The organism is Pseudomonas sp. NPDC090755, assembly GCF_044769005.1.
Taxonomy (GTDB): domain Bacteria; phylum Pseudomonadota; class Gammaproteobacteria; order Pseudomonadales; family Pseudomonadaceae; genus Aquipseudomonas.
On sequence record NZ_JBIVXC010000004.1, the window covers coordinates 90338 to 114123 of the forward strand.

General features: G+C 63.8%; 22 protein-coding genes. 4 read left to right on the plus strand and 18 right to left on the minus strand.

The window, feature by feature from the left end; translation table 11 throughout:
• Positions 1-2: 2 nt before the first annotated feature.
• Positions 3-1004, minus strand: coding sequence for an AraC family transcriptional regulator (locus ACIQUS_RS08795; RefSeq protein ID WP_403045585.1), 1002 nt, complete (start codon positions 1002-1004; stop codon positions 3-5).
• Positions 1005-1144: 140 nt separating this feature from the next.
• Between ACIQUS_RS08795 and ACIQUS_RS08800 the strand changes: the two genes are divergently transcribed.
• A complete protein-coding gene (locus ACIQUS_RS08800; protein WP_403045588.1) occupies positions 1145-2047 on the plus strand; it encodes a bile acid:sodium symporter family protein in 903 nt (300 codons plus the stop codon).
• A 57-nt stretch (positions 2048-2104) separates the two neighbouring features.
• On the opposite strand, the gene ACIQUS_RS08805 is transcribed toward ACIQUS_RS08800, so the two are convergent.
• The 6 genes from ACIQUS_RS08805 to ACIQUS_RS08830 all read right to left on the minus strand — a co-directional run bounded on the left by ACIQUS_RS08805 (position 2105) and on the right by ACIQUS_RS08830 (position 8668).
• Positions 2105-3514 (minus strand): purine-cytosine permease family protein, encoded by a 1410-nt coding sequence (locus tag ACIQUS_RS08805; protein ID WP_403045591.1) that lies wholly within the window; start codon positions 3512-3514, stop codon positions 2105-2107.
• A gap of 268 nt (positions 3515-3782) precedes the next feature.
• Positions 3783-4697, minus strand: coding sequence for a pyridoxal-phosphate dependent enzyme (locus tag ACIQUS_RS08810; protein WP_403045594.1), 915 nt, complete (start codon positions 4695-4697; stop codon positions 3783-3785).
• A 126-nt stretch (positions 4698-4823) separates the two neighbouring features.
• Positions 4824-5330: a sterol desaturase family protein gene (locus tag ACIQUS_RS08815; RefSeq protein ID WP_403045597.1), complete on the minus strand. Its 507-nt coding sequence runs from the start codon at positions 5328-5330 to the stop codon at positions 4824-4826.
• A gap of 54 nt (positions 5331-5384) precedes the next feature.
• On the minus strand, positions 5385-6326 hold the full coding sequence (locus ACIQUS_RS08820) for an efflux RND transporter periplasmic adaptor subunit (RefSeq protein ID WP_403045600.1): 942 nt from the start codon (positions 6324-6326) through the stop codon (positions 5385-5387).
• A gap of 4 nt (positions 6327-6330) precedes the next feature.
• The gene (locus ACIQUS_RS08825) at positions 6331-6531 is read right to left on the minus strand and encodes a DUF1656 domain-containing protein (RefSeq protein WP_403045602.1); all 201 of its coding nucleotides are present in this window, start codon (positions 6529-6531) and stop codon (positions 6331-6333) included.
• The gene (locus tag ACIQUS_RS08830) at positions 6521-8668 is read right to left on the minus strand and encodes an FUSC family protein (protein WP_403045605.1); all 2148 of its coding nucleotides are present in this window, start codon (positions 8666-8668) and stop codon (positions 6521-6523) included. Before ACIQUS_RS08830 ends, ACIQUS_RS08825 begins: the two co-directional genes overlap by 11 nt.
• A gap of 406 nt (positions 8669-9074) precedes the next feature.
• On the opposite strand from ACIQUS_RS08830, the gene ACIQUS_RS08835 reads away from it, so the two are divergent.
• Entirely contained in the window at positions 9075-9782 is a 708-nt protein-coding gene (locus ACIQUS_RS08835; protein ID WP_403045607.1) for an MgtC/SapB family protein, read from the plus strand.
• On the opposite strand, the gene ACIQUS_RS08840 is transcribed toward ACIQUS_RS08835, so the two are convergent.
• A complete protein-coding gene (locus tag ACIQUS_RS08840; RefSeq protein WP_403045609.1) occupies positions 9779-9994 on the minus strand; it encodes a hypothetical protein in 216 nt (71 codons plus the stop codon). The two genes, ACIQUS_RS08835 and ACIQUS_RS08840, sit on opposite strands and share 4 nt — an antisense overlap.
• A gap of 191 nt (positions 9995-10185) precedes the next feature.
• Here ACIQUS_RS08840 and ACIQUS_RS08845 point away from each other — a divergent pair, with 191 nt between their 5' ends.
• On the plus strand, positions 10186-11097 hold the full coding sequence (locus ACIQUS_RS08845) for a LysR family transcriptional regulator (protein WP_403045612.1): 912 nt from the start codon (positions 10186-10188) through the stop codon (positions 11095-11097).
• A 98-nt stretch (positions 11098-11195) separates the two neighbouring features.
• Here the strand turns inward: ACIQUS_RS08845 and ACIQUS_RS08850 are convergent, their stop codons facing one another.
• From ACIQUS_RS08850 to ACIQUS_RS08885, 8 genes are all read right to left on the minus strand, one after another.
• Positions 11196-12236, minus strand: coding sequence for an ABC transporter substrate-binding protein (locus tag ACIQUS_RS08850; protein WP_403045615.1), 1041 nt, complete (start codon positions 12234-12236; stop codon positions 11196-11198).
• 53 nt (positions 12237-12289) lie between these two features.
• Positions 12290-13672: an aspartate aminotransferase family protein gene (locus ACIQUS_RS08855; protein ID WP_403045618.1), complete on the minus strand. Its 1383-nt coding sequence runs from the start codon at positions 13670-13672 to the stop codon at positions 12290-12292.
• A complete protein-coding gene (locus ACIQUS_RS08860) occupies positions 13669-15108 on the minus strand; it encodes an APC family permease (protein ID WP_403045620.1) in 1440 nt (479 codons plus the stop codon). Before ACIQUS_RS08860 ends, ACIQUS_RS08855 begins: the two co-directional genes overlap by 4 nt.
• Positions 15109-15188: 80 nt before the next feature.
• Positions 15189-16682 carry an aldehyde dehydrogenase gene (locus ACIQUS_RS08865; RefSeq protein WP_403045622.1) on the minus strand — a complete coding sequence of 498 codons (1494 nt, stop codon included), beginning with the start codon at positions 16680-16682 and terminating at the stop codon, positions 15189-15191.
• A gap of 19 nt (positions 16683-16701) precedes the next feature.
• A complete protein-coding gene (gene argE / locus ACIQUS_RS08870; protein ID WP_403045624.1) occupies positions 16702-17862 on the minus strand; it encodes an acetylornithine deacetylase in 1161 nt (386 codons plus the stop codon).
• On the minus strand, positions 17855-18529 hold the full coding sequence (locus ACIQUS_RS08875) for a DUF1028 domain-containing protein (RefSeq protein ID WP_403045627.1): 675 nt from the start codon (positions 18527-18529) through the stop codon (positions 17855-17857). Before ACIQUS_RS08875 ends, argE begins: the two co-directional genes overlap by 8 nt.
• Before the next feature lie 10 nt (positions 18530-18539).
• Entirely contained in the window at positions 18540-18950 is a 411-nt protein-coding gene (locus ACIQUS_RS08880) for a RidA family protein (protein WP_403045630.1), read from the minus strand.
• Positions 18950-20275 (minus strand): flavin-containing monooxygenase, encoded by a 1326-nt coding sequence (locus ACIQUS_RS08885; protein ID WP_403045632.1) that lies wholly within the window; start codon positions 20273-20275, stop codon positions 18950-18952. The genes ACIQUS_RS08880 and ACIQUS_RS08885 overlap by 1 nt, the downstream gene beginning before the upstream one ends.
• A 216-nt stretch (positions 20276-20491) precedes the next feature.
• Between ACIQUS_RS08885 and ACIQUS_RS08890 the strand changes: the two genes are divergently transcribed.
• Complete coding sequence (locus tag ACIQUS_RS08890) at positions 20492-21013, plus strand: GNAT family N-acetyltransferase (protein WP_403045634.1); 522 nt, start codon at positions 20492-20494, stop codon at positions 21011-21013.
• On the opposite strand, the gene ACIQUS_RS08895 is transcribed toward ACIQUS_RS08890, so the two are convergent.
• A complete protein-coding gene (locus ACIQUS_RS08895; RefSeq protein WP_403045636.1) occupies positions 20998-21969 on the minus strand; it encodes a DNA-binding protein in 972 nt (323 codons plus the stop codon). The genes ACIQUS_RS08890 and ACIQUS_RS08895 overlap by 16 nt on opposite strands.
• A 329-nt stretch (positions 21970-22298) precedes the next feature.
• A complete protein-coding gene (locus tag ACIQUS_RS08900) occupies positions 22299-23756 on the minus strand; it encodes a hypothetical protein (protein WP_403045639.1) in 1458 nt (485 codons plus the stop codon).
• Positions 23757-23786: the final 30 nt, after the last annotated feature.

Genomic DNA, 23786 nt, shown 5'->3' on the forward strand with positions numbered 1-23786 from the left:
ACTCAGCGACGGGCGCGATAGGCGTTCGGGGTGCAGGCGAACCAGCGCCGGAAGGCGCGAAAGAAGGTGCTGGGCGCCGAGAACCCCAGCAGGTAGGCAATTTCCTGCAGGCTCAGGGCGGGCTGCGCCAGGTACTGCTCGGCCAGGGTGCGCCGGGTGTCGTCGAGCAACTGGTGAAAGCTGCTCCCTTCTTCCTGCAGGCGACGCTGCAGGGTGCGCTCGGACAGCAGCAGGGCCTGGGCCAGCGCCTCCCGCCGCGGCTCGCCCTGGGGCAGCATCTGGTACAGCCACTGCCGCGCCTGCTGGCTGACCGGGCCGTCACCGTAGCGGCTGAGATAGTCATCGGCATAACGCTGGTGCAGCCTGGCCAGTTCGGCATTGGCGCCGGGCAGCGGTGCCTGCAGGTCTTCATGGGCAAAGCACAGGGCGTAATGCTCGGCATCGAACTGCAACGGTGCCTGGAACACGGCCCTGTACGCTGCACAGTCCAGCGGCGCCGCGCCGCGCAGGCGCACCAGCCGTGGTTGCAACGGTCGGCAGGCCAGCCAGCGGCAGAATGCCAGGAAATAGGCCAGCGAACCTTCGGCGCTCTCCCGCGTCGAGGGCAACCGGTCGCCTTGTATCGCCAGGCTCAGCTCATACCCCTGGGCCGTGGACTTCAGGGCCAGGTCCGCCGCCTCGCCGATGATCCGCTGATAGCGCACCAGGCTCTGAATGCCTTCGAGCAAGGTGTGGCTGGACATCAGCGTATAGCCAACCACATGCATGGCCGAAGGTCTGACCACCCGGGCCATGCCCAGGCCGATGGCCGGGTTGCCCGAGACCTGGGTCGCCTGTTGCCACAGGCGGGTCATGGCATCCTGGGGAAAGCGTGCCTCGGTGTCGTTCAGCGCGCTGTAGTCAAGGCCCAGCCCGGCGAACAACGGGCGGCAGTCCACGCCCTGTTGCTCCAGGGACTGGACGATGGTGCTGGCCCAATGGGAAGACGTGGTGCGTTCGGTCATCGACGGACTCTTGTTCGATCAGTGCGCCGCAGTTCTACACCAGTGCCGCCCCCACCGACAAGCGCGAGGGCGGTTGTCCCGCAACGCAAGCTGAAATCCTCGCCTACACTGGCGCACATCCCTTTTCGCGAGACCCTGACATGACTGCATCGCCATTGCTCAGCGCCTTTTTGCCCCTTGCCCTGGGTTTCATCATGCTGGGACTGGGCCTGACCCTGACCCTGGCCGACTTCGCCCGGGTGGTGAAATTCCCACGACCGGTCCTGATCGGGCTGGCCTGCCAGATCCTGCTGCTGCCCTTTATCTGCTTTTTGATCGCCAAGGGCTTTGGCCTCGCGCCAGCCCTGGCCGTGGGCCTGATGCTGCTGGCCGCGTCGCCCGGGGGTACCACCGCGAACCTGTTCAGCCACCTGGCCCATGGCGATGTGGCACTGAACGTGACCCTGACCGCGGTGAACTCGCTGATCGCGATCCTGACCATGCCACTGCTGGTGAACCTGTCGCTGGCGCACTTCATGGAGGCCGACCAGGCCATTCCCCTGCAGTTCGCCAAAGTGCTGCAGGTGTTCGCCATCGTCCTGGTGCCGGTGGCCATCGGCATGCTGATCCGCCGCCTGGCGCCGGGCTTTGCCGCACGCATGGAACGGCCGATGAAGATCGTTGCCGCGCTGTTCCTGGTCTTTACCGTGATCCTGGCGATGGTCAAGGACTGGCAGACGGTGCTCGATTACGCTCCGGTGGTGGGCGGTGCGGCGCTGCTGTTCAACCTGCTGAGCCTGGGCATCGGCTACTGGCTGCCGCGCCTGTTGCAGATCCCCAAGCGCCAGGCGATCGCCATCGGCATGGAGATCGGCATCCACAACGGCACCCTGGCCATTGCCCTGGCCCTGGCGCCGAGCTTGCTGAACAACCCGACCATGGCGATCCCGGCGGCGATCTACAGCCTGATCATGTTCTTTACCGCAGCGTGCTTTGGCTGGTGGGTGAGCCGCAGCGATGAGCCGGCGACGGTAGAAGCGGGCTTGCCCCGCGATACGATGTGACCGGCACGCCGCATCGCGGGACAAGCCCGCTCCTACGCCCGCGATGTGGTCAACAGGTCATTGCATCGCCAGCTGCGCCGACAGCTGCCGGCGACGGTACGCCGAATCGCGGCTGGCCAGCCAGTAGTACAGCGGCGAGGTCACCAGCAGGCCCACCAGCCAGGACAGATCGGCACCGTTGATATGCGCCGACACCGGCCCGACATACAGCGGCGTGTTCATGAACGGAATCTGCACCACGATGCCGATGGTGTATGCCAGCAACGCCTGCGGGTTGTAGCGTCCATAGATGCCGCCATCGACACGGAAGATCGATGCGATGTCGTACTTGCCCTTGTGGATGGCATAGAAGTCGATCAGGTTGATCGCCGTCCAGGGCACCAGCACCACCAGCAAGGCCAGCACCATGTCCACGAAGTGGCCGATAAAGTCCGCCGAGGCGAATACCGCCGCCACGCAGCAACCGGCCAGAACGATCAGCGACAGCACTGCACGGCTCTTGGCGGTAGGGATCCAGCGGTGGGCGAAGGTCTGCAGCAAGGTGATCACCGACAACACCGCGCCATACAGGTTAAGGGCGTTGTGGCTGATCACGCTGAGCAGGAACAGCACCAGCATCAACGGGCCGATGGCACCGGTGGCGAGCTTGACCGCGTCCATGGTGTCCATGCCTGCCGGGGTGGCCAGCACCGCTACCGCGCCGAACACGAACGACAGGCTCGAACCCAGGGCCGAGCCCAGGTAGGTAGCCCAGAAGGTCGACGCAACGCCGACATCCTCTGGCAGGTATCGCGAATAGTCCGAGACATAGGGTGCAAAGGCGATCTGCCAGAGCGCCGCCAGCGACACGGTGGCCAGCCAGCCCGAGAGGTTGAAGGTACCGCGGCTGAGGAAGTCGTCGGTCTGGATGTGGGTGAGGATATAGGCAAACCCCACCGCGATACCGATCCCCAGTACCCAGGTGCCGATGCGATTGAGCACATGGATGAAACGGTAGCCGATGATGCCGATGATCCCCGAACCCAGGGCACCGATGACGATGCCCACCGGCACCGGCACGCTGTCGACCACGCCATGCAGGGACTTGCCCGCCAGCACGATGTTGGAGGCAAAGAAGCCGACGTACATCACGCCGGCGATCACCACCACCAGCAAGGCCCCCAGGGAGCCGAACTGGGCGCGGCTCTGGATCATCTGCGGGATGCCCATCTGCGGCCCCTGGGCCGAGTGCAGGGCCATCAGCACCCCGCCGACCAGGTGACCGACCAGGATGGCGATGATGCCCCAGACCAGGTTCAGGCCGAACAATTGCACGCCCAGGGCGCCGGTGACGATCGGCAGCGGTGCGATATTGCCGCCGAACCACAGGGTGAACAGGTCCCTTACCTTTCCATGGCGATCCTGCGGAGGCACGTAGCCGATCGTATGCTTCTCGATGAGTGGGGCGGATGTTGCTGTACTGCTCATGACGAACTCCAAGGCAAGGATGAGTACGTGGTCGTACTTCGATAGCGCCGGCACGAAGGACGCTTTCTTGTGGGAGTGATCATGAGCAAAGGGCGAAGCGAGGAAAAATACTAAATATGTTCCTTCAGACCTTAAAAAATATTGCCCCGCAGCTGGATTGCGACTGCTGCGCAGTCGATCGCAGGCTTCGCCAGCTCCCACAGCGATTGCAAGGTATCTGTGGGAGCTGCCGCCAGGCTGCGATCGGCCGCGAAAATGCCGGGGCCTATCAGGCTGCGCGCCATTGGCGGATCTGGTCGATGCTCGCCGTGACGCCGCCACACACCACCATCAACACCTTGTCGTAGCGCTTGAGCTCGGCGCTGGCGGCATAGCCCAAGGCCAGGGCCGCGCCACACGCCGGCTCCACCAGCAAGCGGTGATCCGAGAGGAAACGTTCACAAGCGTCCAGCGCTGCCTGGTCGCTGACCACATGGCTGTACACCGGTCGCTGCTGGCTCCAGTCGAAGGCCCGCTGGCACACCTGGCGGGCGGCCAGGGAGGTTGCCACGGTGTTGACGCTGTCGAGCGCGACCAGCTGCTTTTCGCGCATGGCGGCGGCCAGTGATGCGGCGCCTGCGGTTTCTACCGCGAACACCGGCACCTGGCCCCAACCGTTACGCTCAAGGCCCTCACAGACACCGGAAAACAGCCCTCCTCCTCCCACGGACAGCACAACGGCATCTGGCTTGAAGCCGGTGGTGGCGACTTCATCGATCATCGTCGCGTGACCGGTCCAGAGCAGCGGGTCATCGAATGGATGAATGTAGGCGTCATCCTCCCCCATCAACGACAGCGCCAGGGCATTGGCTTCGTGCCAGGCCTTGCCATGGACGATTACTTCGGCCTGTTCCTGGCGTATCAGCTGCCGGGCCCGTTCGGTGGTGGTTTGCGGTACCACGACAGTGACCGCCAGGCCCAGGCAGCGGCCGGCATAGGCCACGGCGATACCGGCATTGCCGCCCGAAGACGACACGAACCGGCGCTTGCCCTGCCTGGCATAGGCTTCACACGCCGCGCCGATACCGCGCAGCTTGAACGAGCCGGAGGGCTGCAAGGCGTCAAGCTTGAGCCAGACATCCAGGCCGCTGGCCAGGCTCAGCGGTCGGGAGGCCAACAGCGGCGTTTCGATATGCAGACTCATGGGCAAACTCCAGATGAGGAATCCCTTAAGCCTACGCCCAGAGCGCCGGACAATCTTGTACGAAATCCCTGTAGCCGCTGCCGTCAGGCTGCGATCGACTGCAAAGCAGTCGCAACTCGTACACCCCTACGACCGCTTCGCGGCCGATCGCAGCCTGGCGGCAGCGGCTACAGAAGCCCGGCGGGCGCGCAGCTGGCGCTTGAGCCGATGCATCGGCGGCGCATAGAGAAATCCGAACGACACGCTGTTGTCCCGCCCCTTCAACGCATGATGGAGCAAATGCGCCTTGTACAGGCGCTTGAGGTAACGATTGCGCGGCCTTGGCTTGAACGGCCAGTGCCGGTGGACGATACCGTCATGGACGATGACGTAGATCACCCCGAACGCTGCCACGCCAGCCCCGACCCACTGCAACGGCGCATGCCCGGCCCGGCCCAAGGCCACCAGGGCAAAGGCGATCAGGGCCAGGGCCGCCAGGTACACATCATTGGTTTCCAACGCCCCCAGGTGCGGCTCGTGGTGCGAGCGATGCAGGAACCAGCCCCAGCCATGCATGATGTAGCGATGTGCCAGGTAGCCGACGCCTTCCATGGCCACCAGGGTGCAGAAAAAGACAGCAGCGTTGAGGATCATGGGGCGACGTTCGCGTGGGTTGGCAAAAACGGCGAAAAGCCTACCATCTTGCCCTTATTCGCGCACGGTCACCGTGGCCGTGGTACCGGCGCGCAGGGTGTCCTTGCCGGCATACCCCGGGTCGATCTCGATGCGCACCGGCACTCGCTGGGCCAGTTTTACCCAGGTGTAGCTGGGATTGACGTTGGCCAGCAGGCGGCTGCCCGGTGCGTTCTCGCGGTCGGTGATGGCGTAGGCGATGCTCTGCACCTTGCCTTCGAACGTCTCGCCGCTCATCAGGGCGATGTGCACCGGGCTGCCGATATGAATGCGCGGCAGCTTGGTTTCCTCGAAGTAGCCGCTGACATGGAACGAGCTGCTGTCGACCAGTGCCAGCAGCGCCACGCCGCTGCTGGCGTAGTCGCCCTGACGGGTCAGCAGGTTGGTCACGTAGCCGCTGACCGGCGCGTGGATGCGTGTACGCTCAAGGTCCAGCTCGGCCTGGGTCAGGGCCGCGACCGCCAGCTGGCTGTTGGCCAGGGCCAGGGTCAGGTCCGACTGGCCGCGCATCAGCTCGGCCTGGGCCACGGCGACATCGGTGCTGGACTTTTCCCATTCTTCGCCAGAGATGGCAAAGCCCTGCTTGAGCGTGCGCCGGCGTTGCTCCTCGCTCTGGCGCTGCTTGAGCAAGGCCTGGCTGGAAACGATCTGCGCCTGCGCCAGGCCCTCGCTGGCCCGGGCCACCTCCACGGCCCGGCGGGCATGTTCCACCGCCAGGGTGTAGCGCGCCGGGTCGATCACCAGCAGCAGGTCACCCTTGTTGACGTGCTGGTTATCCTCCACCCGCAATTCGGTGATACGGCCCGAAACATCAGCCGACAAGGTCACCACATCGGCGCGGACTCGCGCATCACGAGTCCAGGGGGCGCGGGTGTAATGCTCCCAGGCGTACCAACCCAGCACCAGCGCCAGTACCACGAATGCCAGGGTCGATGCCTGGGCCGCAAGTTTCTTCACCGCTTCAACTCCCCATGAACAAGATGATCAAGGCGCAGAGGCAGGTGTACAGCGCCCCCTCGAACAGCGCCGGGTGCCACACCCGCTGCATCACGCCAAGGCGCTGCAGTAGCCACAGCAGCACGAACAGCAACGGCAGGGCCAGCAGCAGAGCCTGGGCGATCGGCGGCAGGTAGACGCCACCGAACTCGAAATCAATGGGCAAGGGCGGGTTCTCCTTCGCCAGCGGCGTCAAGGTAGATGCTGTAGTGACGCAGGAAACCGGCGATCACCAGCAACGCCACACGAATGCGAAACAGCGAGCGCAACTGCTCGGCTGGTGCGGCGAACCGTTCGCCATGCAGGGCGTCGAGTTCTTCTCCCAGCGCTTGCAGGGTATCGAGCAAGGCAGGCAGTTGAACCTGGGTACGCCCGGCCACATAACGCCCGGTATTGCGCAACACCTGCTCCAGCCGCTCGCGGGTACTGTCTGCCACCAGGCGGTTGGCCCGGCCTTGTTCCTGCAACTGACGCAACGCTACCCCCAGGGACATGCACGCCAGGTTGACTTCGAACAGCGCGTGCGAACGGGCATCCTGTGCAGCGGGCAGCAGGCCGAGAATCAGGGTCAGGCGGTCGACCATGCGGCTCTCGAAGGCGAACTGGCGCTCATCCGAGGCCGGTCCCTTGAGCAAGGCATAGACCTGCTCACGGGTCTCGCGAAACAGCCGCTCGATGCGCAATTGCGGGTTGAACGGGAACAGCCAGGCGTACACCAGCAGCGACAGCACGCCGCCACAGACATAGGCCCCGGCGAACTCGAACCATTGGATCGCGGTGTTCTGCCAGGCGCCGATGTTCTGCGGTCCGAACAGCAAAAAGCTCGACAATCCCAGGCCCATGCCGATGCCCGCGGTCATGGGGCTGGACAGTCCCACCGCCACCACATACAGAAAAGGCACCAGCAGCAAGGCCAGCATCTCGAAATCCACCACCTGGGGAATCAGCCAGAACTGGTACAGCGCCGATACCACCAGTGCCAGGCCCAGGCCGCGCATGTAGTTCTGCGCCGCCATCAATGGGCGCGGAAAGGTCGCCATCAGCGAACAGAGGATACCGACCAGGATCACCCCTGCCCGGGCCCCGTCCCAGGCGGTCTCGATCCAGATCAAACCGGCGACGATCAAGCCGATGAACGCGCGGCTGGCGTTCATGGCCGCCAGGCGAAAATCCAGGTGCAGCGGGTTGATCAGTGGCTGACGGTACAGGCAGTCACCGGCGCGGCCTTCCTGGATAGCATCACTGAGTTCGAGCATGTCGCTCAGTTGTTCCAGCAGCCGCGCCTGCTCCCAGCGCAGCGCCCAGGCCAGGGAGCGCAGGGTGGCCGGCATGTCGTGGGCAAACTGTTCGGCCTGCAGGGCCGCCTGGTCGAAACGCCGCTGCAAGGCACTGAAATGCTTCCTGGTGCTGGCCGGCATGGCCCTGCCCTGCTCGGCCAACTGGTCGAGAAACGCCAGTTCGTCGTCGAGCAACTGCTGGATGAAGTCGGGATAGGCGCCCTGCCAGCGTTCGGCGATCATCCGCTTCTGATTGCGCAGCACCGTCAGGCGCGAAGTGAGCAGCACCAGCTGGTTGCCCAGCAACTGCACCAGGCCGTTGGCGCCGCGCAGGTGCGGCGCATCGAAGTACAGGTGCCGACGCAAGCCTTCCAGGGCGCTGATTTCCCCGAGAATCTGCATCTGCCGTTGACTGAACTGCGCGGTGCTTTCTTCACCGCGTATGGCCGCTGCCGCATGGCCGGCCATCAGCTTGATCAGGTGGTCGACCTTGGCGAAATAGCCCGTGGCAACCGCCTGGGGCCGGGCGCCGAGCAGGCTGACCACACAGACACAAGCGACCGCCAGCAGGGTTTCGGTAACCCGGGTGATGGCCAGCATCAGGGTGTTGTCCTGCTCGGGGATCGCCAGCATGGCCACCACCACCGCGGTGAAGCCGCTGAGCACAAAGGCATGGGAGCTGGTATAGCGCAGCAAGGTGCCACCCGCCGTGCACAGGGCCAGCCATAACGCCAGGGTGACCATGAATGGCAACGGCGCCTGCGGGAACAGCGCCATGATCAGCACCCCCACCGCCGCCCCCACGGTGGTGCCTACCACCTGGCCGAAACTGCGCTGCAGGGTCATGCCGCCCAGGGGCAGGCTGATGATGAACACCGCCATGATCGACCATTTCGGCTGGTCGAGGTCGAAGATGAAGGCCAGGTACAGGGTCAACAGACAGGCGATGACGGTGCGCAGGGCGAAACGAAAGGTCTCCGGCCCCGGGTGCAGTAGCATCTTGAAGTAATTGATCAGTGGCTGCATGCCGCCCCCTCGCGCTGGCGTGACTACAACCTTAGCCACAACGGTGGGCCGGCGGTAGCGGCGTGGTCACACTAGAGCGTTGCACCGATGGAACAGTGGCGAACCCGGGTGATCATGAGGCAATTGTCATGAATTTACCCTTGACCCTGCTGCCTTTGAACGTTAGTTTCCCGCCCGCATTTTTGCATGCCCACAAAGGAGTCCTGCATTGGACAGTAGCCCTGGTCGATTGCGACAGGTTCATACGGCGCGCTAGTCCGGCAGACTCACTGCCTCTGCTTCGCCGTATCCGGCGGACAGTGGTGCCTCTTTCGAGGCGTCATTCCCCTTCCCTGCTCGCAATCCATTTTTCATACCCGCACCCCAAGGTGCCGTAGCGGCCTGCGCCGCGGATAAGAGGTTTGTCATGGATTGGAAAGTATTTCTCCTGCGCGTTGCCGTCGCGCTCCTGCTGGGCGCCCTGATCGGCGCCGAACGTCAACTGCGCCAGCGCCTGACCGGCCTGCGCACCAACGCCCTGGTCAGCACCGGCGCCTGCCTGTTCGTGCTGATGACCCAGGCCGTGCCGGGCATGGCCGCCACCGATGCCTCGCGGATCGCCGCCTACGTGGTGTCGGGCATTGGCTTTCTTGGTGGTGGGGTGATCATGCGCGACGGCTTGAACGTACGCGGCCTGAACACCGCCGCCACGCTCTGGTGCACCGCCGCCATTGGCGTGCTGTGCAGCCTGGGCCTGCTGCTGGAGGCGGCATTGGGCAGTTGCGTGGTGCTGTGCGCCAACATCCTGCTGCGCGACATTGCCCAGCGCCTCAACCACCAGGACGTGCTCCCGGCCAACGAGGCCGAGCAGCGTTACGAGGTGCGCATCACCTGCCGCGCCGAAGACGAGATCCAGGTGCGCAGCCTGATGCTGCACAGTTTCGGCAGCGGTGGCCTGCGCCTGCAATCGCTGCACAGCGAGGACCTGGCCAACCCGGCCAAGCTTGAGGTTCGCGCCGAACTGCTCGGCAATCCGCAGGCGCCGACCCAGCTGGAGCGCCTGGTCAGCCGGGTCAGCCTGGAGAAAGGCGTCAGCTCCGTGCGCTGGCAAGTGCAGGAGCTGACGGCGGACTAGCGGCGTTCGTCCGACAACGGGGTTGGCTGGTCGGGCGCCGGCAGGCGGGTGTCCTGGTCCGGCGCATCGGGCAGGCGCTCGATGTCCTGGGGATGCTCGCGCCGTTGCCGGTCGCCGTTTACGTTGGGGTCGGTGACGGGATCATGCTCGCGTTGGGGTGTATTCAACGGATCTTTATAGAGTGGGTCGTCTTCGGGGCGTGGATGGCTCATGGCGGGTTTCTCCTGTGTCCGGTCCGCAGAGCGCGGGCCATGCTGTTTCGAAGCCGGCAGGCCGTTACCGGTGCCTTCGAGGCGATCAACGGCTACCCAGCAAAAGTATTCCCAGTACCCAGAAAAATCCGCTGCAGGGCATCGCGAGCGAAGGAGTATCGTGTAGCAAAATAATCAGCCAGAGGTGCACTGTGGCGTCCTATACCTTGCGTCAATTGAAGTATTTCGTCACCACGGTGGAGTGCGGCAGCGTCGCCGAAGCCTCGCGCAAGCTGTACATCGCGCAGCCGTCGATTTCAACGGCGATCAAGGGTCTGGAAGACAGCTTCGGCGTGCAGCTGTTCATCCGACATCACGCCCAGGGTGTGTCGCTGACGCCCAGTGGCGCGCGCTTCTACCGCAAGGCCCAGGAGCTGCTGCGCATGGCCCGGGAATTCGAACAGAATGCCCTGGCCGACAATGACGTGGTCTGCGGGCAGATCGACATCGGCTGCTTCGAGACCGTCGCCCCCCTCTACCTGCCGCGCCTGATCGCAGGCTTTCGTGAGCGATATCCCGGCGTCGAGATCCGCCTGCAGGACGGTGAGCAGCAGGACCTGGTGCAAGGCCTGACCGGTGGGCGCTTCGACCTTGCGATCTTCTACGATCATGACCTGGACAGCACCATCGAGACCGAGGCGCTGATGGCGCCGCAACGTCCCTATGCGTTGGTGCCGGCCGGGCATCGCTTCGCCGGACAGGCGCAGGTGTCGTTGCGCGACCTGGCCCTGGAACCGATGATCCTGCTCGATGTGCAGCCGAGCCGGACCTATTTCGTGAGTATCTTCGAGGAGCTGCAATTGACGCCCAACATCATCTTCAGCTCGCCGTCGATCGAGATGGTGCGGGGCATGGTGGGCCAGGGCTTCGGTTTTGCCCTGCTGGTGACCCGTCCGCAGCTCAACTGCACCTATGACGGCCAGGAAGTGGTGAGCGTGGAACTGGTCGAGGAGGTCACCGGCTCAGGGCTGGTGGCCGGCTGGTTGAAACGTGCGCAGCTGACCAAGCCTGCGCAGTTGTTCGTCGAGTATTGCAAGGAGCAGTTTGCTGCCTGGTTGAAATAGGGTGGCGACCGCTGCGCGGTCGATCGCAGGCTTCGCCAGCTCCCACAACACCTGTGGGAGCCGGCAGCGCCGGCGATGGCTGCACAGCAGCCCCGGGGTCAGCGTGCGGCCCAGGCGTTGAAGCGTTGCTCCAGCTCCTCGCCATGATCGACCCAGAACGCCGCATCCACCGCCCGCGCATCGGCCAGGTTGGCTTCGGCGGTCGGCAGTTGCTGCTGCACATCACCCGGCAACAAGCCCAGCGCCTGGCGATGCACCGGTCCGTAGGGAATCTCCTCGGAGAACACCTTCTGGGTCTGAGGCTGACTGGCAAAGGCGATGAAGTCTTCAGCCAGCGCCTTGTTCGGCGTGCCCTTGACCACCGCCCAGTACTCAGGGTCGTACAGGCTCTGCGGCCAGACGATACCCAGCTTCATGCCCTCCTTCTGCGCTGACGCGATACGCCCGTTATAGGCCGCACTCATCACCACATCACCGGCAATCAACCACTGCGCCGGTTGCGCACCGGCCTCCCACCACTGGATATTGCCCTTGATCTGGTCCAGCTTGGCAAAGGCCCGACTCACCCCTTCCGGGGTTGCCAACACTTTATAGAGTTCTTCGGGCTTGACCCCGTCGGCCAGCAAGGCGATTTCCAGGGTGTACTTGGCGCCCTTGCGCAGCCCGCGCTTGCCGGGGTAATCGGCCAGGTTCCAGAAGTCCGCCCAGGACGTCGGCGCCTTGGCCAGTTTGCCGTGATCGTAGGCCATGACCATCGACCACACGTAGGTCGCGACCCCGCACTCGCTCAAGGTGCCCGGCACGAACTGTGCCGGATCGCCGAAGCGCGCCGGGTCCAGGCGCTCGAACAGGCCTTCCTCGCAGCCGCGCAACAACTCGGGGCTCTCGACTTCGACCACGTCCCAACTGGTATGGCCGACATCGACCATGGCCTTGATCTTCGACAACTCGCCGTTGTACTCGCCAGCGACCACGCGTCCTGCGCCGCTGGCATTGAAGGGTTGGAAGTAGGCCTTGTCCTGGGCCTGCTTGGTGGCACCGCCAAAGGAGATGACGGTGAGGTTCTGCGGCGCGGCCTGTACGGCGCCACACAGCAGGACCAGGGCAAAGGGAACGCTGCAACGCAAGGATCTGGACATGGATCTGTTCCTCTTCAAGGCCGGCTCGCCCGCACGAGCCGGCGGACGGGAGCTTACAGGCGACCGAATTCGCGGGCGGTGCGGTCCACGGCAATACGGGTCTTGTCGACCAGTTCGTCGATGTCGGCGTGGCTGGCGACCAGGGCCGGGGCCATGATCATCCGGCCCAGGGTCGAGCGGATGATCAGGCCCTCCTCGAAGCCGATGGTGCGGCAGCGCCAGGCCATGTCGTTCTCGTTGGCAAAGCGCTTGCGGCTGGCCTTGTCTTCGGCGAACTGCAAGGCGGCGACCAGGCCGGTACCCTGGACTTCACCAATCAAGGGATGATTGTCGAAGACCTCACGCAGACAACGCTGCAGATAGGGGCCGGTCTGCTGCTTGACCTGGCTGACAATGCCTTCGTCGCGCAGCGCCTTGAGGTTGGCAATGGCCACCGCCGCCGCCACAGGGTGCCCGGAGTAGGTCAGGCCGTGGGCGAACACCCCGCCCTGCTCCACCAGCACCTGGGCCATGCGTTTGGACAGGATCAGTCCGCCCATGGGGATGTAGCCGCTGGTCAGGCCCTTGGCGATCGACAGGGTGTCGGGCTCGAAACCGAAGTGCTGGTGGGCGAACCATTCGCCGGTGCGACCGAAGCCACCGATCACCTCGTCGGCGCACAGCAGCACGTCGTACTGGCGGCAGATGCGCTGGATCTCGGGCCAGTAGCTCTCTGGCGGGAAGATCATACCGCCGGCGCCCTGGAACGGCTCGGCGACGAACGCGGCGACGTTCTCGGCGCCCAGTTCGAGGATCTTCGCTTCCAGCTGGCGAGCGGCGCGCAGGCCGAACTCGGCCGGGGTCAGGTTGCCTTCATGGGCGAACCAGTAAGGCTCGTCGATGTGCGCAACGTCCGGGATCACCCCGCCCATCTCGTGCATGAACTTCATCCCGCCCAGCGCCGTGGCGCCCAGGGTCGAGCCGTGGTAGCCGTTCCAGCGGCCGATCATGATCTTCTTCTGCGGCTTGCCGAGGATCTGCCAGTAGCGGCGCACGGTGCGGATCAGCACCTCGTTGGCCTCGGAGCCGGAGTTGGTGTATATCGCGTGGCTGTAGTGGTCGGGCAGCAGGCTGAACAACAGCTCCGACAGCTCCACCACCGCCGGGTGGGTGGTGTGGAAGAACATGTTGTAGTACGGCAGTTGCTCCAGCTGGCGGCTGGCGGCGGCGGCCAGGTCCTTGCGGCCGTAGCCGAGGTTGGTGCACCACAGGCCCGACATGCCGTCCAGGTAGCGCTTGCCGTCGTTGTCCCACAGCGCCAGGCCCTCGCCGCGCACGATCACCCGCGGACCTTCTTCGTTCAGGGCCTTCTGGTCGAGAAACGCATGGATGTGGTGCGCGGCATCCAGTGCCTGGTAGTCACCGGTGCTACGGTCGGGTTTCACTTGAGCAGTCATTGCGAGTCTCCTTGCGGGTTTTTATCGTTGGCGGTGCTCGAGGCACCCTGCAGGGGTTCGGGCTTGAACAGCGGCTTGCCCATCACGCACTTGATCCACAGCACGGCAATGATCGACACGATCAGCAGTACCAGGCCTGCGTAGGCAAAAATCGAAAAGGTCATCTCCGGGCTCGGCGACACGTTCCAGATCGCAAACAGCATGCCGGCGATGCCGAACAGCTGTGGCAGCGGGTAGAACGGTGTGCGGAACGGCCGCGCCACCTGCGGGTAGCGTCGGCGCAGGGCGATGACGTTGATGTGGGTGATGATGTAGGCCAGCAACCAGGCCAGGGCTGCAGCCAGCAGCAGCTGGTTGATGGCATCGGGATGGTCGTGCATCAGCAACAACGGCAAGCCGGTGATCGCCGAGACGAACAGCACCGCCACCCAGGGCGCACCGGTGCGCTTGCCCTGGCGCTTGAGCACGCCGAAGGCCTGGCCATTGCGGGCCATGCCCAGGAGCATGCGCGGGATGGCGGCCAGGGAGCTGTTGAGGGTGCTGCAGGTGGCGGTGATCGCCGCGGTGACCAGGAACACCTTGCCCGCCTCGCCGAACACCGTGGTGGCGAACAGGTAATGCGGCAGGCCGTTGCTGGCCAGTTCCGCCTGGGGCACGGTGAGCAGCGCACCCAGGCAATACAGGGCGATGATCACGAAGATGATGGTCAGGCCGATCATCATCGACCCCGGGATGTTGCGTTGCGGACGACGGGTTTCCTCCACCAGCGGGCAGACGAACTCGGCGCCGACGAAGCCCCACACCGCCATCGCCGTCAGGGCGATCACCCCGAGCCCCAGCGGGTTCCAGCCGCTGAGCTCGAACAGGCCCGGGTTGGGCGAGACGATATCGCTGTTCATCGCGCTCAGGCCCATGACCAGCAGCACCACCACCATGACCACCGCCAGTACCGTTTGCAGGCGAGCGAAGATGTCGATGTTGAACAGGTTGAGCACGGTGAACACCGCCAGTACCCCCAGGGCCACGGTCAGGGGCGGCAAGCTGTGCGGATAGACCTTGTCGATGATGAACTCCATCAGCAACAGCTCCGCCGACAGGGCGAACATCGCCACCACCACATAGCCGGAAAACGTGGCCAGGATCGCCGGGAATTGGCCGATGGCCACTTCCGTGTAGCTGCTCAGGCTACCGGCGCGGGGGATCATCAGGGCCAGCTCGGAGAACGAGCAGGCATAACTCAGGGCCAGCAGCCAGGCCAGCGCCAGGGGCACGAGAAAGCCCGGGCCGGCGATGCCGACGCCTTGCAGCATCAACACCATCACGCCCTGGGACACCACCAGGCCGATGGCCACGGCCAGGAGCGCGGTCAGGCCCAGTTTCTTGCTGCTGGCAGGCGGCGCCAGGGCGCCTGCGGACACGCTTGCATTGCTGTTCATCGGTTGCTCCGTTTTGTTTTTGTATTTTTTCAGAACAGATCGGGGTCCCGTGGGAGCCGGCAGCGCCGGCGATAGGGCCCTCAACCGCGCAGCTGAATCCAGGTGGTCTTCAACTGCGTGTACTTGTCGAACGAATGCAGCGACAGATCGCGACCGAAGCCCGACTGCTTGCCACCGCCAAACGGCACGGTCACATCCAGCGCGTCCACGGTGTTGACCGACACCGTCCCGGCATTGAGGCGCCGCGCCACGCGGTGGGCGCGATTGAGGTCATCGGTCCACACCGAGGCCGCCAGGCCATAGATGTGATCGTTGGCCAGGGTCACCGCCTGGTCCTCGTCATCGAACACACTGACCGCCAGCACCGGCCCGAACACTTCCTCGCGGGCCAGGGTCATGTCCGCCGTCACGCCGGTGAAAATCGTCGGCTCGATGAAGTTGCCGGAGCCGCCGATGTTCAACTGGCGGCCACCACACACCAGCTGCGCCCCCTCGGCCCGGGCCTGCTCGATGTACTGCAGGATGCGTTCGGTCTGGCGAGCATCGACGATGGCGCCGGCGCGGCTGGCCGGGTCCAGCGGGTTGCCCGGCTGCCACTGGCGCGCCTTGGCCACCAGCCGTTCGATGAACGCATCGGCGATCGAGCGCTGCACCAGCAAGCGCGAGTTGGCCGAGCAGACTTCGCCCTGGTTGAAGAAGATGCCGAAGGCGGCCTTCTCTGCCGCCAGGTCCAGGTCCTGGCAGTCGGCGAACACCAGGTTCGGGCTCTTGCCGCCGCATTCCAGCCAGACCTGCTTGAGGTTGGACTGCGCGGCGTACTGCATGAAGTACTTGCCGACCTCGGTGGAGCCGGTGAACACCAGGGCATCGACATCCATGTGCAGGCCCAGGGCGCGCCCGGCCTCCTCGCCCAGGCCTGGCACGACGTTGAGCACGCCGGCCGGGATGCCCGCTTCCAGTGCCAGTTCGGCCAGGCGCAGGGCCGAGAACGGCGACTGCTCGGCCGGCTTGAGCACCACGCTGTTGCCGGCGGCCAGGGCCGGGGCCAGCTTCCAGGCGGCCATGTCCAGCGGGAAGTTCCACGGCACCACGGCGCCGATCACCCCCAGCGGTTCGCGGGTGATGGTCGCCAGGGCATTGCGCGCAGTCGGCGCCACCTGGTCATACAGCTTGTCGAGGCTTTCGCCGTACCAGGCAAACACATGGGCGGCACCCGGCACGTCGATGGTCCAGGCGTCCATGACCGGCTTGCCCATGCTAAGTGAATCGAGCAAGGCCAGTTCGTCGCGGTGGGCCAGCATCAGTTGCGACAGGCGCAACAACACCGCCTTGCGCTCACCGGGTGCCATCTTCGCCCACGGGCCTTGCTCGAACGCCCGGCGCGCACTGCTCACCGCCCGGTCGACATCGACCGGGCCGCAGGCGCTCACCTGGGCCAGTACCTGCTGGGTGGCCGGGTTGACAACGTCCAGCCGAGCGCCGTTCTGCGCCTGGCAAGGCTCGCCTTCGATAAAGGCCGTGTCGATCAACCGTTGCTGTTGGGCAAGGCGTGTCCAGTCATTGAAATCCTTCACCGCTGACTCCTTATTGTTATTAATCGTTGCAGAGGTACTCGGCCAACCGGTCCATCAGGCGGTCGCACGCAGCCATTTGCGCGACGCTGACGAATTCATCCGGTTTGTGCCCCTGGTCCATGCTGCCGGGGCCGCAGACCACGGCCGGGATCCCGGCCTGGTCGAACAATCCGCCTTCAGTGCCAAAGGCCACGGTGCTGAAGGCGTCGCTGCCGCACAGCCGCGCCACCAGCTGCGCCGCTTCGCTTTGCGGTGCCGTGGCCAGGCCCGGGTAGGCCGACAGTGGTTCGAAGCTGATCGAGGTGTCGGCCTTGACCGCGCGCATGGCCGGCAGCAGGGTCTGTTCGGCGTAGCTGTGCAGCTCGTCCAGCACCGCCTGGGGTTCGAAGGCCGGCAAGGCGCGGACCTCGAAGTCGAAACGGCAGTTCTCTGGAACAATGTTCAAGGCAGTGCCGCCCTGGATCACCCCGACCTGCACTGTGGAATACGCCGGGTCGAAGCGTGGGTCGTGGTGTTCCGGTGCTGCCAGGCGCTCGCCGATCTCGCCGAGGCGACCGATCAACCGCGCCGCCTGCTCGATGGCATTGACCCCGTAAGGGGCGTAGGCCGAATGGCACGGCGCGCCGTGCACATGGCAACGCATGGCCAGCTTGCCCTTGTGGCCGAGCACCGGCTTGAGCTCGGTGGGCTCACCGATCAGGCACAGCGCAGGCCTCTCGATGCGTTGCGGCAACACTTCAAGCAGGCTGCGCACGCCCAGGCAACCGACTTCCTCGTCATAGGAGAAGGCCAGGTGCACCGGCCGGCGCAGCGGGCGCTGCACGAACATCGGCACGGCGGCCAGCACCGAGGCCAGGTAGCCTTTCATGTCGGCCGCGCCACGGCCGAACAGCTTGCCGTCGCGCTCACTCATCACGAACGGCTCGACCGTCCAGGCCTGGCCATCCACGGGCACTACATCGGTGTGGCCCGACAGCACCACCCCACCGGCCACCGCCGGACCAATGCTGGCCAGCAGGTTGGCCTTGCTGCGCTCGGCGTTGTAGATCAACTCGCAGCTGACCCCGTGGCCTTGCAGGTAGTCGCGCACGAACTCGATCAGCTCAAGGTTCGAGTCACGGCTGACCGTGGCAAAGCCGATGAGCCTGGCCAGCAGGGCGCGGCTGCGCAGCTCACTCATCGCCCGGCACTCCGTAGCTGGGCGCCAGGGTCGGATTGAGGGCGCGGGTCAGGTAGTCCTGCAGCTGCGGTTCATAGGCCTGCCAGAGCTTGCCCAGTTCGCCGATGGGGTTCTCGTCGGCCCAGTCCACCCGCAGGTCGACGATCGGCCAGACCAGATCGCCGACCACCGACAGCGCCGCCGAGTGCACCGCGCCCGCCTCACCGCCGGCGTCTTGCCCGGCTTGCAATGACGTGAGCAGGCGTTCTGCCAGGCAGCCTTCACTGTTTTCGAAGGCCTCGACCATGCGCTCGATCACCGCGCTGCTGGCCAGCAAGTTGCCGGCGGCTACGCATTGCTCACCGGCCAGCGCGTTGTGCACGCCCAGGGCGTGGTTGCCGCTGAACACCGCGGTGCGCCCCTGGGCATCGACCACTGCCACCTGGCGGTACTGGCTGTAGCCGTTGCGGGTCAGGGCATGGTCCAGCGCCTGGTGCGGCGCCAGGCCTTCGCCCAGGCCATCGAGCACCTGCGGCCCAAGGGCCGGCAGGGTGATGTTCTGGCTCGACACCGCCCCTACCCCGCTACGCAGCCAAGGGCAGCGGGCACCGACAGCGATGCTCGATGAACTGATGGCGATACCCAACTGGCCGGTTTCAGCACAGCGGCCGACGATGGAAAAGGTCATGGCACACTCCTTATTCGGGGATGACCGCAATCACGTCGATTTCCATCAGCCACTGCGGCTGGCCCAGGGCGCTGACCACCAACCCGGTGGAAATCGGGAACACGCCCTTGAGCCACTTGCCGACCTCCTGGTACACCGGTTCGCGGTAGCGCGGGTCGATCAGGTAGGTGGTGGTCTTGACGACATGGCTCAGGTCGCTGCCGGCCTCTTCGAGCAGTTGCTTGACGTTGCGCATGGCTTGCTCGGCCTGCGCCCGTGGATCACCCAGGCCCACCAGCTGGCCATTGAAATCGGTGCCGACCTGGCCACGCACATACACGGTGTTGCCGGCGCGGACCGCCTGGCACAGGTCGTTGTCCAGCGACTGGTTCGGGTAGGTGTCTTTGGTGTTGAACATGCGGATACGGGTATGAGTAGGCATCAGCGGGCTCCCATGAGGCTGGCGGCTTGAAGGTGCGATTCGGTGGTGTTGCGCTCGGCCTGGCGTTGCGAGGCGTCGCGGTAGTTGAAGTAGGTACGCTGCTTCACGATGTGGTCGGCGATGTGCTTGGCGTCGTGCCAGACACCCCAGATAAAGGCCGAGCCGCGGCGTGACAGCCAGGGCAGGCCGACGAAGTAGATGCCCGGTTCGCTCGACACGCCGCGCTGGTGCTTGGGCTTGCCGTTGTCCTTGAAGGCATCGACCTTGAGCCAGCTGTAGTCGACCGAGTAGCCGGTGGCCCAGATGATCGAGGTGATGCCAGCCTTGGCCAGGTCCAGTTCGAGGAGCGGCTGGGTCAGGCACTGCGGGTCCGGCAGCATGATCCGTGCTTCAGGCTCCAGCGGCAGGTCCAGGCCGTTGCGCTCGATATAGGCATCGGCGGAATCGAGCAGCGCCAGGTAGTTCTCGTCGCCGCGGGCGATGTTCTCGGCCAGGTTATCGGCAAAGCGCACCACGCCGTTGTCGAACGACTGGGTCAGGCCGACCAGGGTCATGCCCTGGTGGGCGAGCTTGCGAAAATCGACGGTGTGGCCGCCACGGGCACCGCTGACGGCGATGGTCACGTGCTCCTTGCCCGGTTGCATGGTTTCAGCGTCCCACTCGCCCAGCACCCCCAGCCACCAGCAGAAATCGCGGTTGCGGTAGGCCCGTGGCGGACGGTCATGGGCGCCGACCGAGAGGTAGACTTTTTTGCCGGCGCGTTGCAGTTCATCGGCGATCTGCACGCCGGAAGAGCCTGCGCCCACCACCAGCACGGCGCCTTCGGGCATCTGCTGCGGGTTGCGGTACTGGGCCGAGTGGATCTGCAGTACCCGGTCGTCCTGCGGGGCGATCGGCGGGATCACCGGGCGCTGGAACGGGCCGGTGGCGACCACCACCTGACGGGCTTCGATCACGCCGTCGCTGGTTTCGACGGTAAAGCCCGGGCGCTCGCTGTTGCGCACCACGTTGCGCACTTCCACACCGGTACGGATCGGCGCGTTGAATTTGCGCGCATAGGCTTCGAAGTACTCGGCAACCTGGTCCTTGGCGGCGAAGGCATCGGGATCGAGGCCGTCGAACTCCAACCCCGGGAAGCGGTCATGCCAAGCCGGGCCGTTGGCGACCAGCGAATCCCAGCGTCCGGTGCGCCAGGCCTCGGCAATACGGTTGCGTTCCAGCACCAGGTGCGGCACGCCGAGTCGGCTCAGGTGTTCGCTCATGGCCACACCGGCTTGACCGGCGCCAACGACGAGCGTGTCTATTTCTGTCTTGTTGATTGTCATCTCTGCGCCCTACTGAGTTTGCCCACGCTGGAAGCCGTGGGTGGGTGTAGGCCGCATTCTGTGCAAAGGCGGGAAAGCGCGAAATTATGATTTTTGTGGTTGCTACAGAGTAAAAAACTTGGGGGTCGGGAAAAGGCCCTGGCGCCTGGGCCGGCGCTTGACGAACCCTGCCAGGGGCGCCTTCAATAGCCTCGATTTTCGACCCGGATACCTGCCATGACCTTCACCTTGCGCCCTGCCCGCCCCGACGATGCCGAACGGCTCCCGGCAATCGAGCAGTCTGCCGCACAAGCCTTCCTCGCCTGCCCGGGCCTTGAGTGGATCGCCCGCGACAGCGGGCTGAGTGCCCGGCAGCACCAGACGTACATTGCCCAGGGTTGGGAGTGGCTGGTGGTCGATGAGCAGGATCGGCCCTGGGGGTTTATCTGCGGCCAGGACTGCGGCGAGCATTGGCACATCGTCGAGCTGTCGGTGCATCGGGCGCAGCAAGGCCAGGGGCTGGGCCGACAGCTGATCCAGCGGGTCGGCGACTGGGCGCGCGAACAGGGTTATGCCGGCCTGACCCTGACCACCTTCGCCACGGTGCCGTGGAATGCGCCCTTCTATGCGCGGCTAGGGTTCGAGGCATTGGGCGAGCACCAGCTCGGTGATTTCCTGCAACGGCAACTGGCGGCTGAACAGGCTCACGGCCTGAGCGGCCGGTGCGCCATGCGCCTTGAGTTTCAGCCGTTGTCCTGAGCCTGCGCAGCGGCCTTCTCGGCTTGGCGCAGTTGCGCCTCCAGCTTGCCGATCAGTTGCAGTTGCTGGCGCAACTCGGTCACCCGTTCGGCCAGGCTCAGGGCCAGGTTCTGGTTCTGCTTTTCAAGCTCGGTGCGCGAGCCGGTCAATTGCGCAAGGTCCACTTCCAGCCCCTGGATCTGCGCCTGACGTCGGTCGCCCTGGGTCTTGAGCGTGCGCTTTTCGTCCTTGAGCGTGCGGATCTGCACCAGCAGGCCTTCGTTGTCGCGGTTCAGGCGGGTCAGCTCGTCCTGCTTGACGATCAGGGTCTGCTGCATCTGCCGCACTTCAACCTGCAACTGTTGCACCTGCCCTTCATGACGACGCTGCTCCTGATCGCGCTGTTCGCGGCTGGCATTGCGGTAGTGCTCCAGGGCGTCGCGGGCATGCTGGTGTTTTTCTTCCAGCGAAGCGATCTGCTCATCCTTGTCGGCCAGGCGCAGGTTCAACTCGCCCACCGCCTGGTTGAGGGTGGCGTTGCGGGTTTGCTCGGTCTGCAAGGTGCTGCGGGTAGTCGCCAGTTGCTCTGACGCCTGGGCCAACGCCGCGGCCTGGATCTGCAACTGCTGTTGCGCAGCCGCCAGGGCCTGCTGGCTGATCGTAAGCTGCGCCTGGAGGGTTTGCAGCTGCGCCTCGAATACCTGTCGCGCCGCGGCGACCTCCTCTTCGCCCTCCTCTTTCAACTGCTGTGCCAGTTGCGCCACCAGGTGCCCCAGCGCGTCGGTGAGCTTTACGCCCTCTGGCGCAGCGGCAGGCTGGCTTGCATCCAGCTCCTTGAGGTAGCGATGGATAGTGGTTTTCGAGCCGGTATTGCCCAGTTCGATACGTACTGCATCGATGCTCGGGTGGATACCGCGGGCCAGCAGCGCCTGCCGCGCTTTCTGCACTACCGCCTTGTTGATACCGCCCCGGGCCATGGTTGCTCCTACTATTTCATATTGTGGTACGTACTATGTATTTACATGGTACATCAACAGGCAAAATGACACCTGAAAAATCATTTCATCAGATGGAATAATCACGGGTTATCGCATGTGAAGGGTGAAAAGCGGCAGGACGGGACCCTGGGCTGTACAGTTGCAATCGATCGCGTTCATCCAGAACGATCACTGCGCTTCCACAATTGCGAATGGAAGACGTCAACGTCCAGGAGCGCCATGCCACCCGGCACAGAGGGCGCCACAGGCGTGATCGAGGTCAATGACAAGAAGGTGTCGAGCTCAAGTGTGTGGGTCGCCACGTCGCTCTAATGCAAAGCGGGTTTTTCGTGGACAGGAAACGCTAGAACAAAGACTCTGACGCTTCGATCTTCGGCCATCATCTGATCCCCGATACCATCGGCGTCGGGGACGTCAGGAACGTAAGAAGGGCCGGTCACCAAGGGAACTATCTCAGGAGCGTTCGGGGATTCTGGACGCCCTGGTGCAACACCAACATCCAGACAGCGTTTGACCGCATCCACCCGCGCACGGGCAAGGCCGCTGTTTGACTCAAATCTTTCTCGAAGTCTGCGAGACAACGGTTTACGGTCGGTGCTCCCGACCAGGAAAACAACAGACTGCAATCCCCGCTTTTGCGCGTCATCGATTGCACTGTTGACGTGCGCTATCTTTTCCTTGTTCGTGTTCTCGGCACAATTGAATGATTCAACACCTTGGCCAAACCCACTGAATTTTACCGAAGACAGCATGTTGGCCTGAAATGGGCCGGGGTTACTGATTCGCTTTTCAAAACTCACTTCGCCCTCGATCTTCTCCGCGAGCCTGGCCTCGACGCTATCTGCGATCTTCGCTTCGAAATTTGAATTGAAGTTGATAGGGATTGACAGATGCGGTAGAAGGCTCGTTGTCGCAGCCCCCAGCACGACAAGAATGCTCCCTACGGTTTTATGTTCCCGGTAAAGGAGAAATCCGCCGAGCGCCACAATGGCAAGACCGCTGAATACCTCAAGCCAGAAAACAGCGTTCCTGTCAGGCATTCCATAGACGCCTGATGGAGCCGCCTCAGTGATTTCGGCTGGCGATGACTTCGTGTGCGCAGGTAGCCCGTTGGATGATGTAGATCCAAAAAAAATTGTAATAGCGTCCCTCCCTTCGGCGGGTCGGTAACAATATGGTGTTTCCTTTCCTGAAGCATCGTATTTTTCGCCACAACTTATCAACTGCACGACAGAAAAGAGGCCGGCCGCCAAAAAAAGAAATATGAATATTACAATTATGAATGGCAGCCACCATTTATGCCTGCCTTTTTTTATATCGCCCCATACTCCCGGCCAGCCATGCTCTTCATTGACACTAATAGAGTCATATTTATTTGGCGCTCGCGAGTGAAGGCGTTGCGCTATTCCAAAAAATACTGACTTTCCTCCTTTTGTACGATATGAGACGTTTTCACCAAATAAATACTCTCCTTCCGCATCAATCATTACATCTTGCGCGACTTCATAGAGTAGACGATTACGACAATCAAGAATCAGGAATGCGGCAGCCAGCATGACGGCAACTAAGCAGATGATGCCCGCAAGCACGTAGTTTCCAACGTTGAACGTACTGACGACTCCGCTGGCCAAGATACTCAATCCGACCAGCATGTAGTTAAACATCTTGGTGCGCTGTTCTGCATGGAAACTAAACCACTTCCACGCGTAATCAAAGCGCATTTTATCAATGTCAGTGGGCGTCTTCTCGCGTTTCGATAAAGGCATTGTTTAGCCCTCTCGCCTCTTGACTGACGC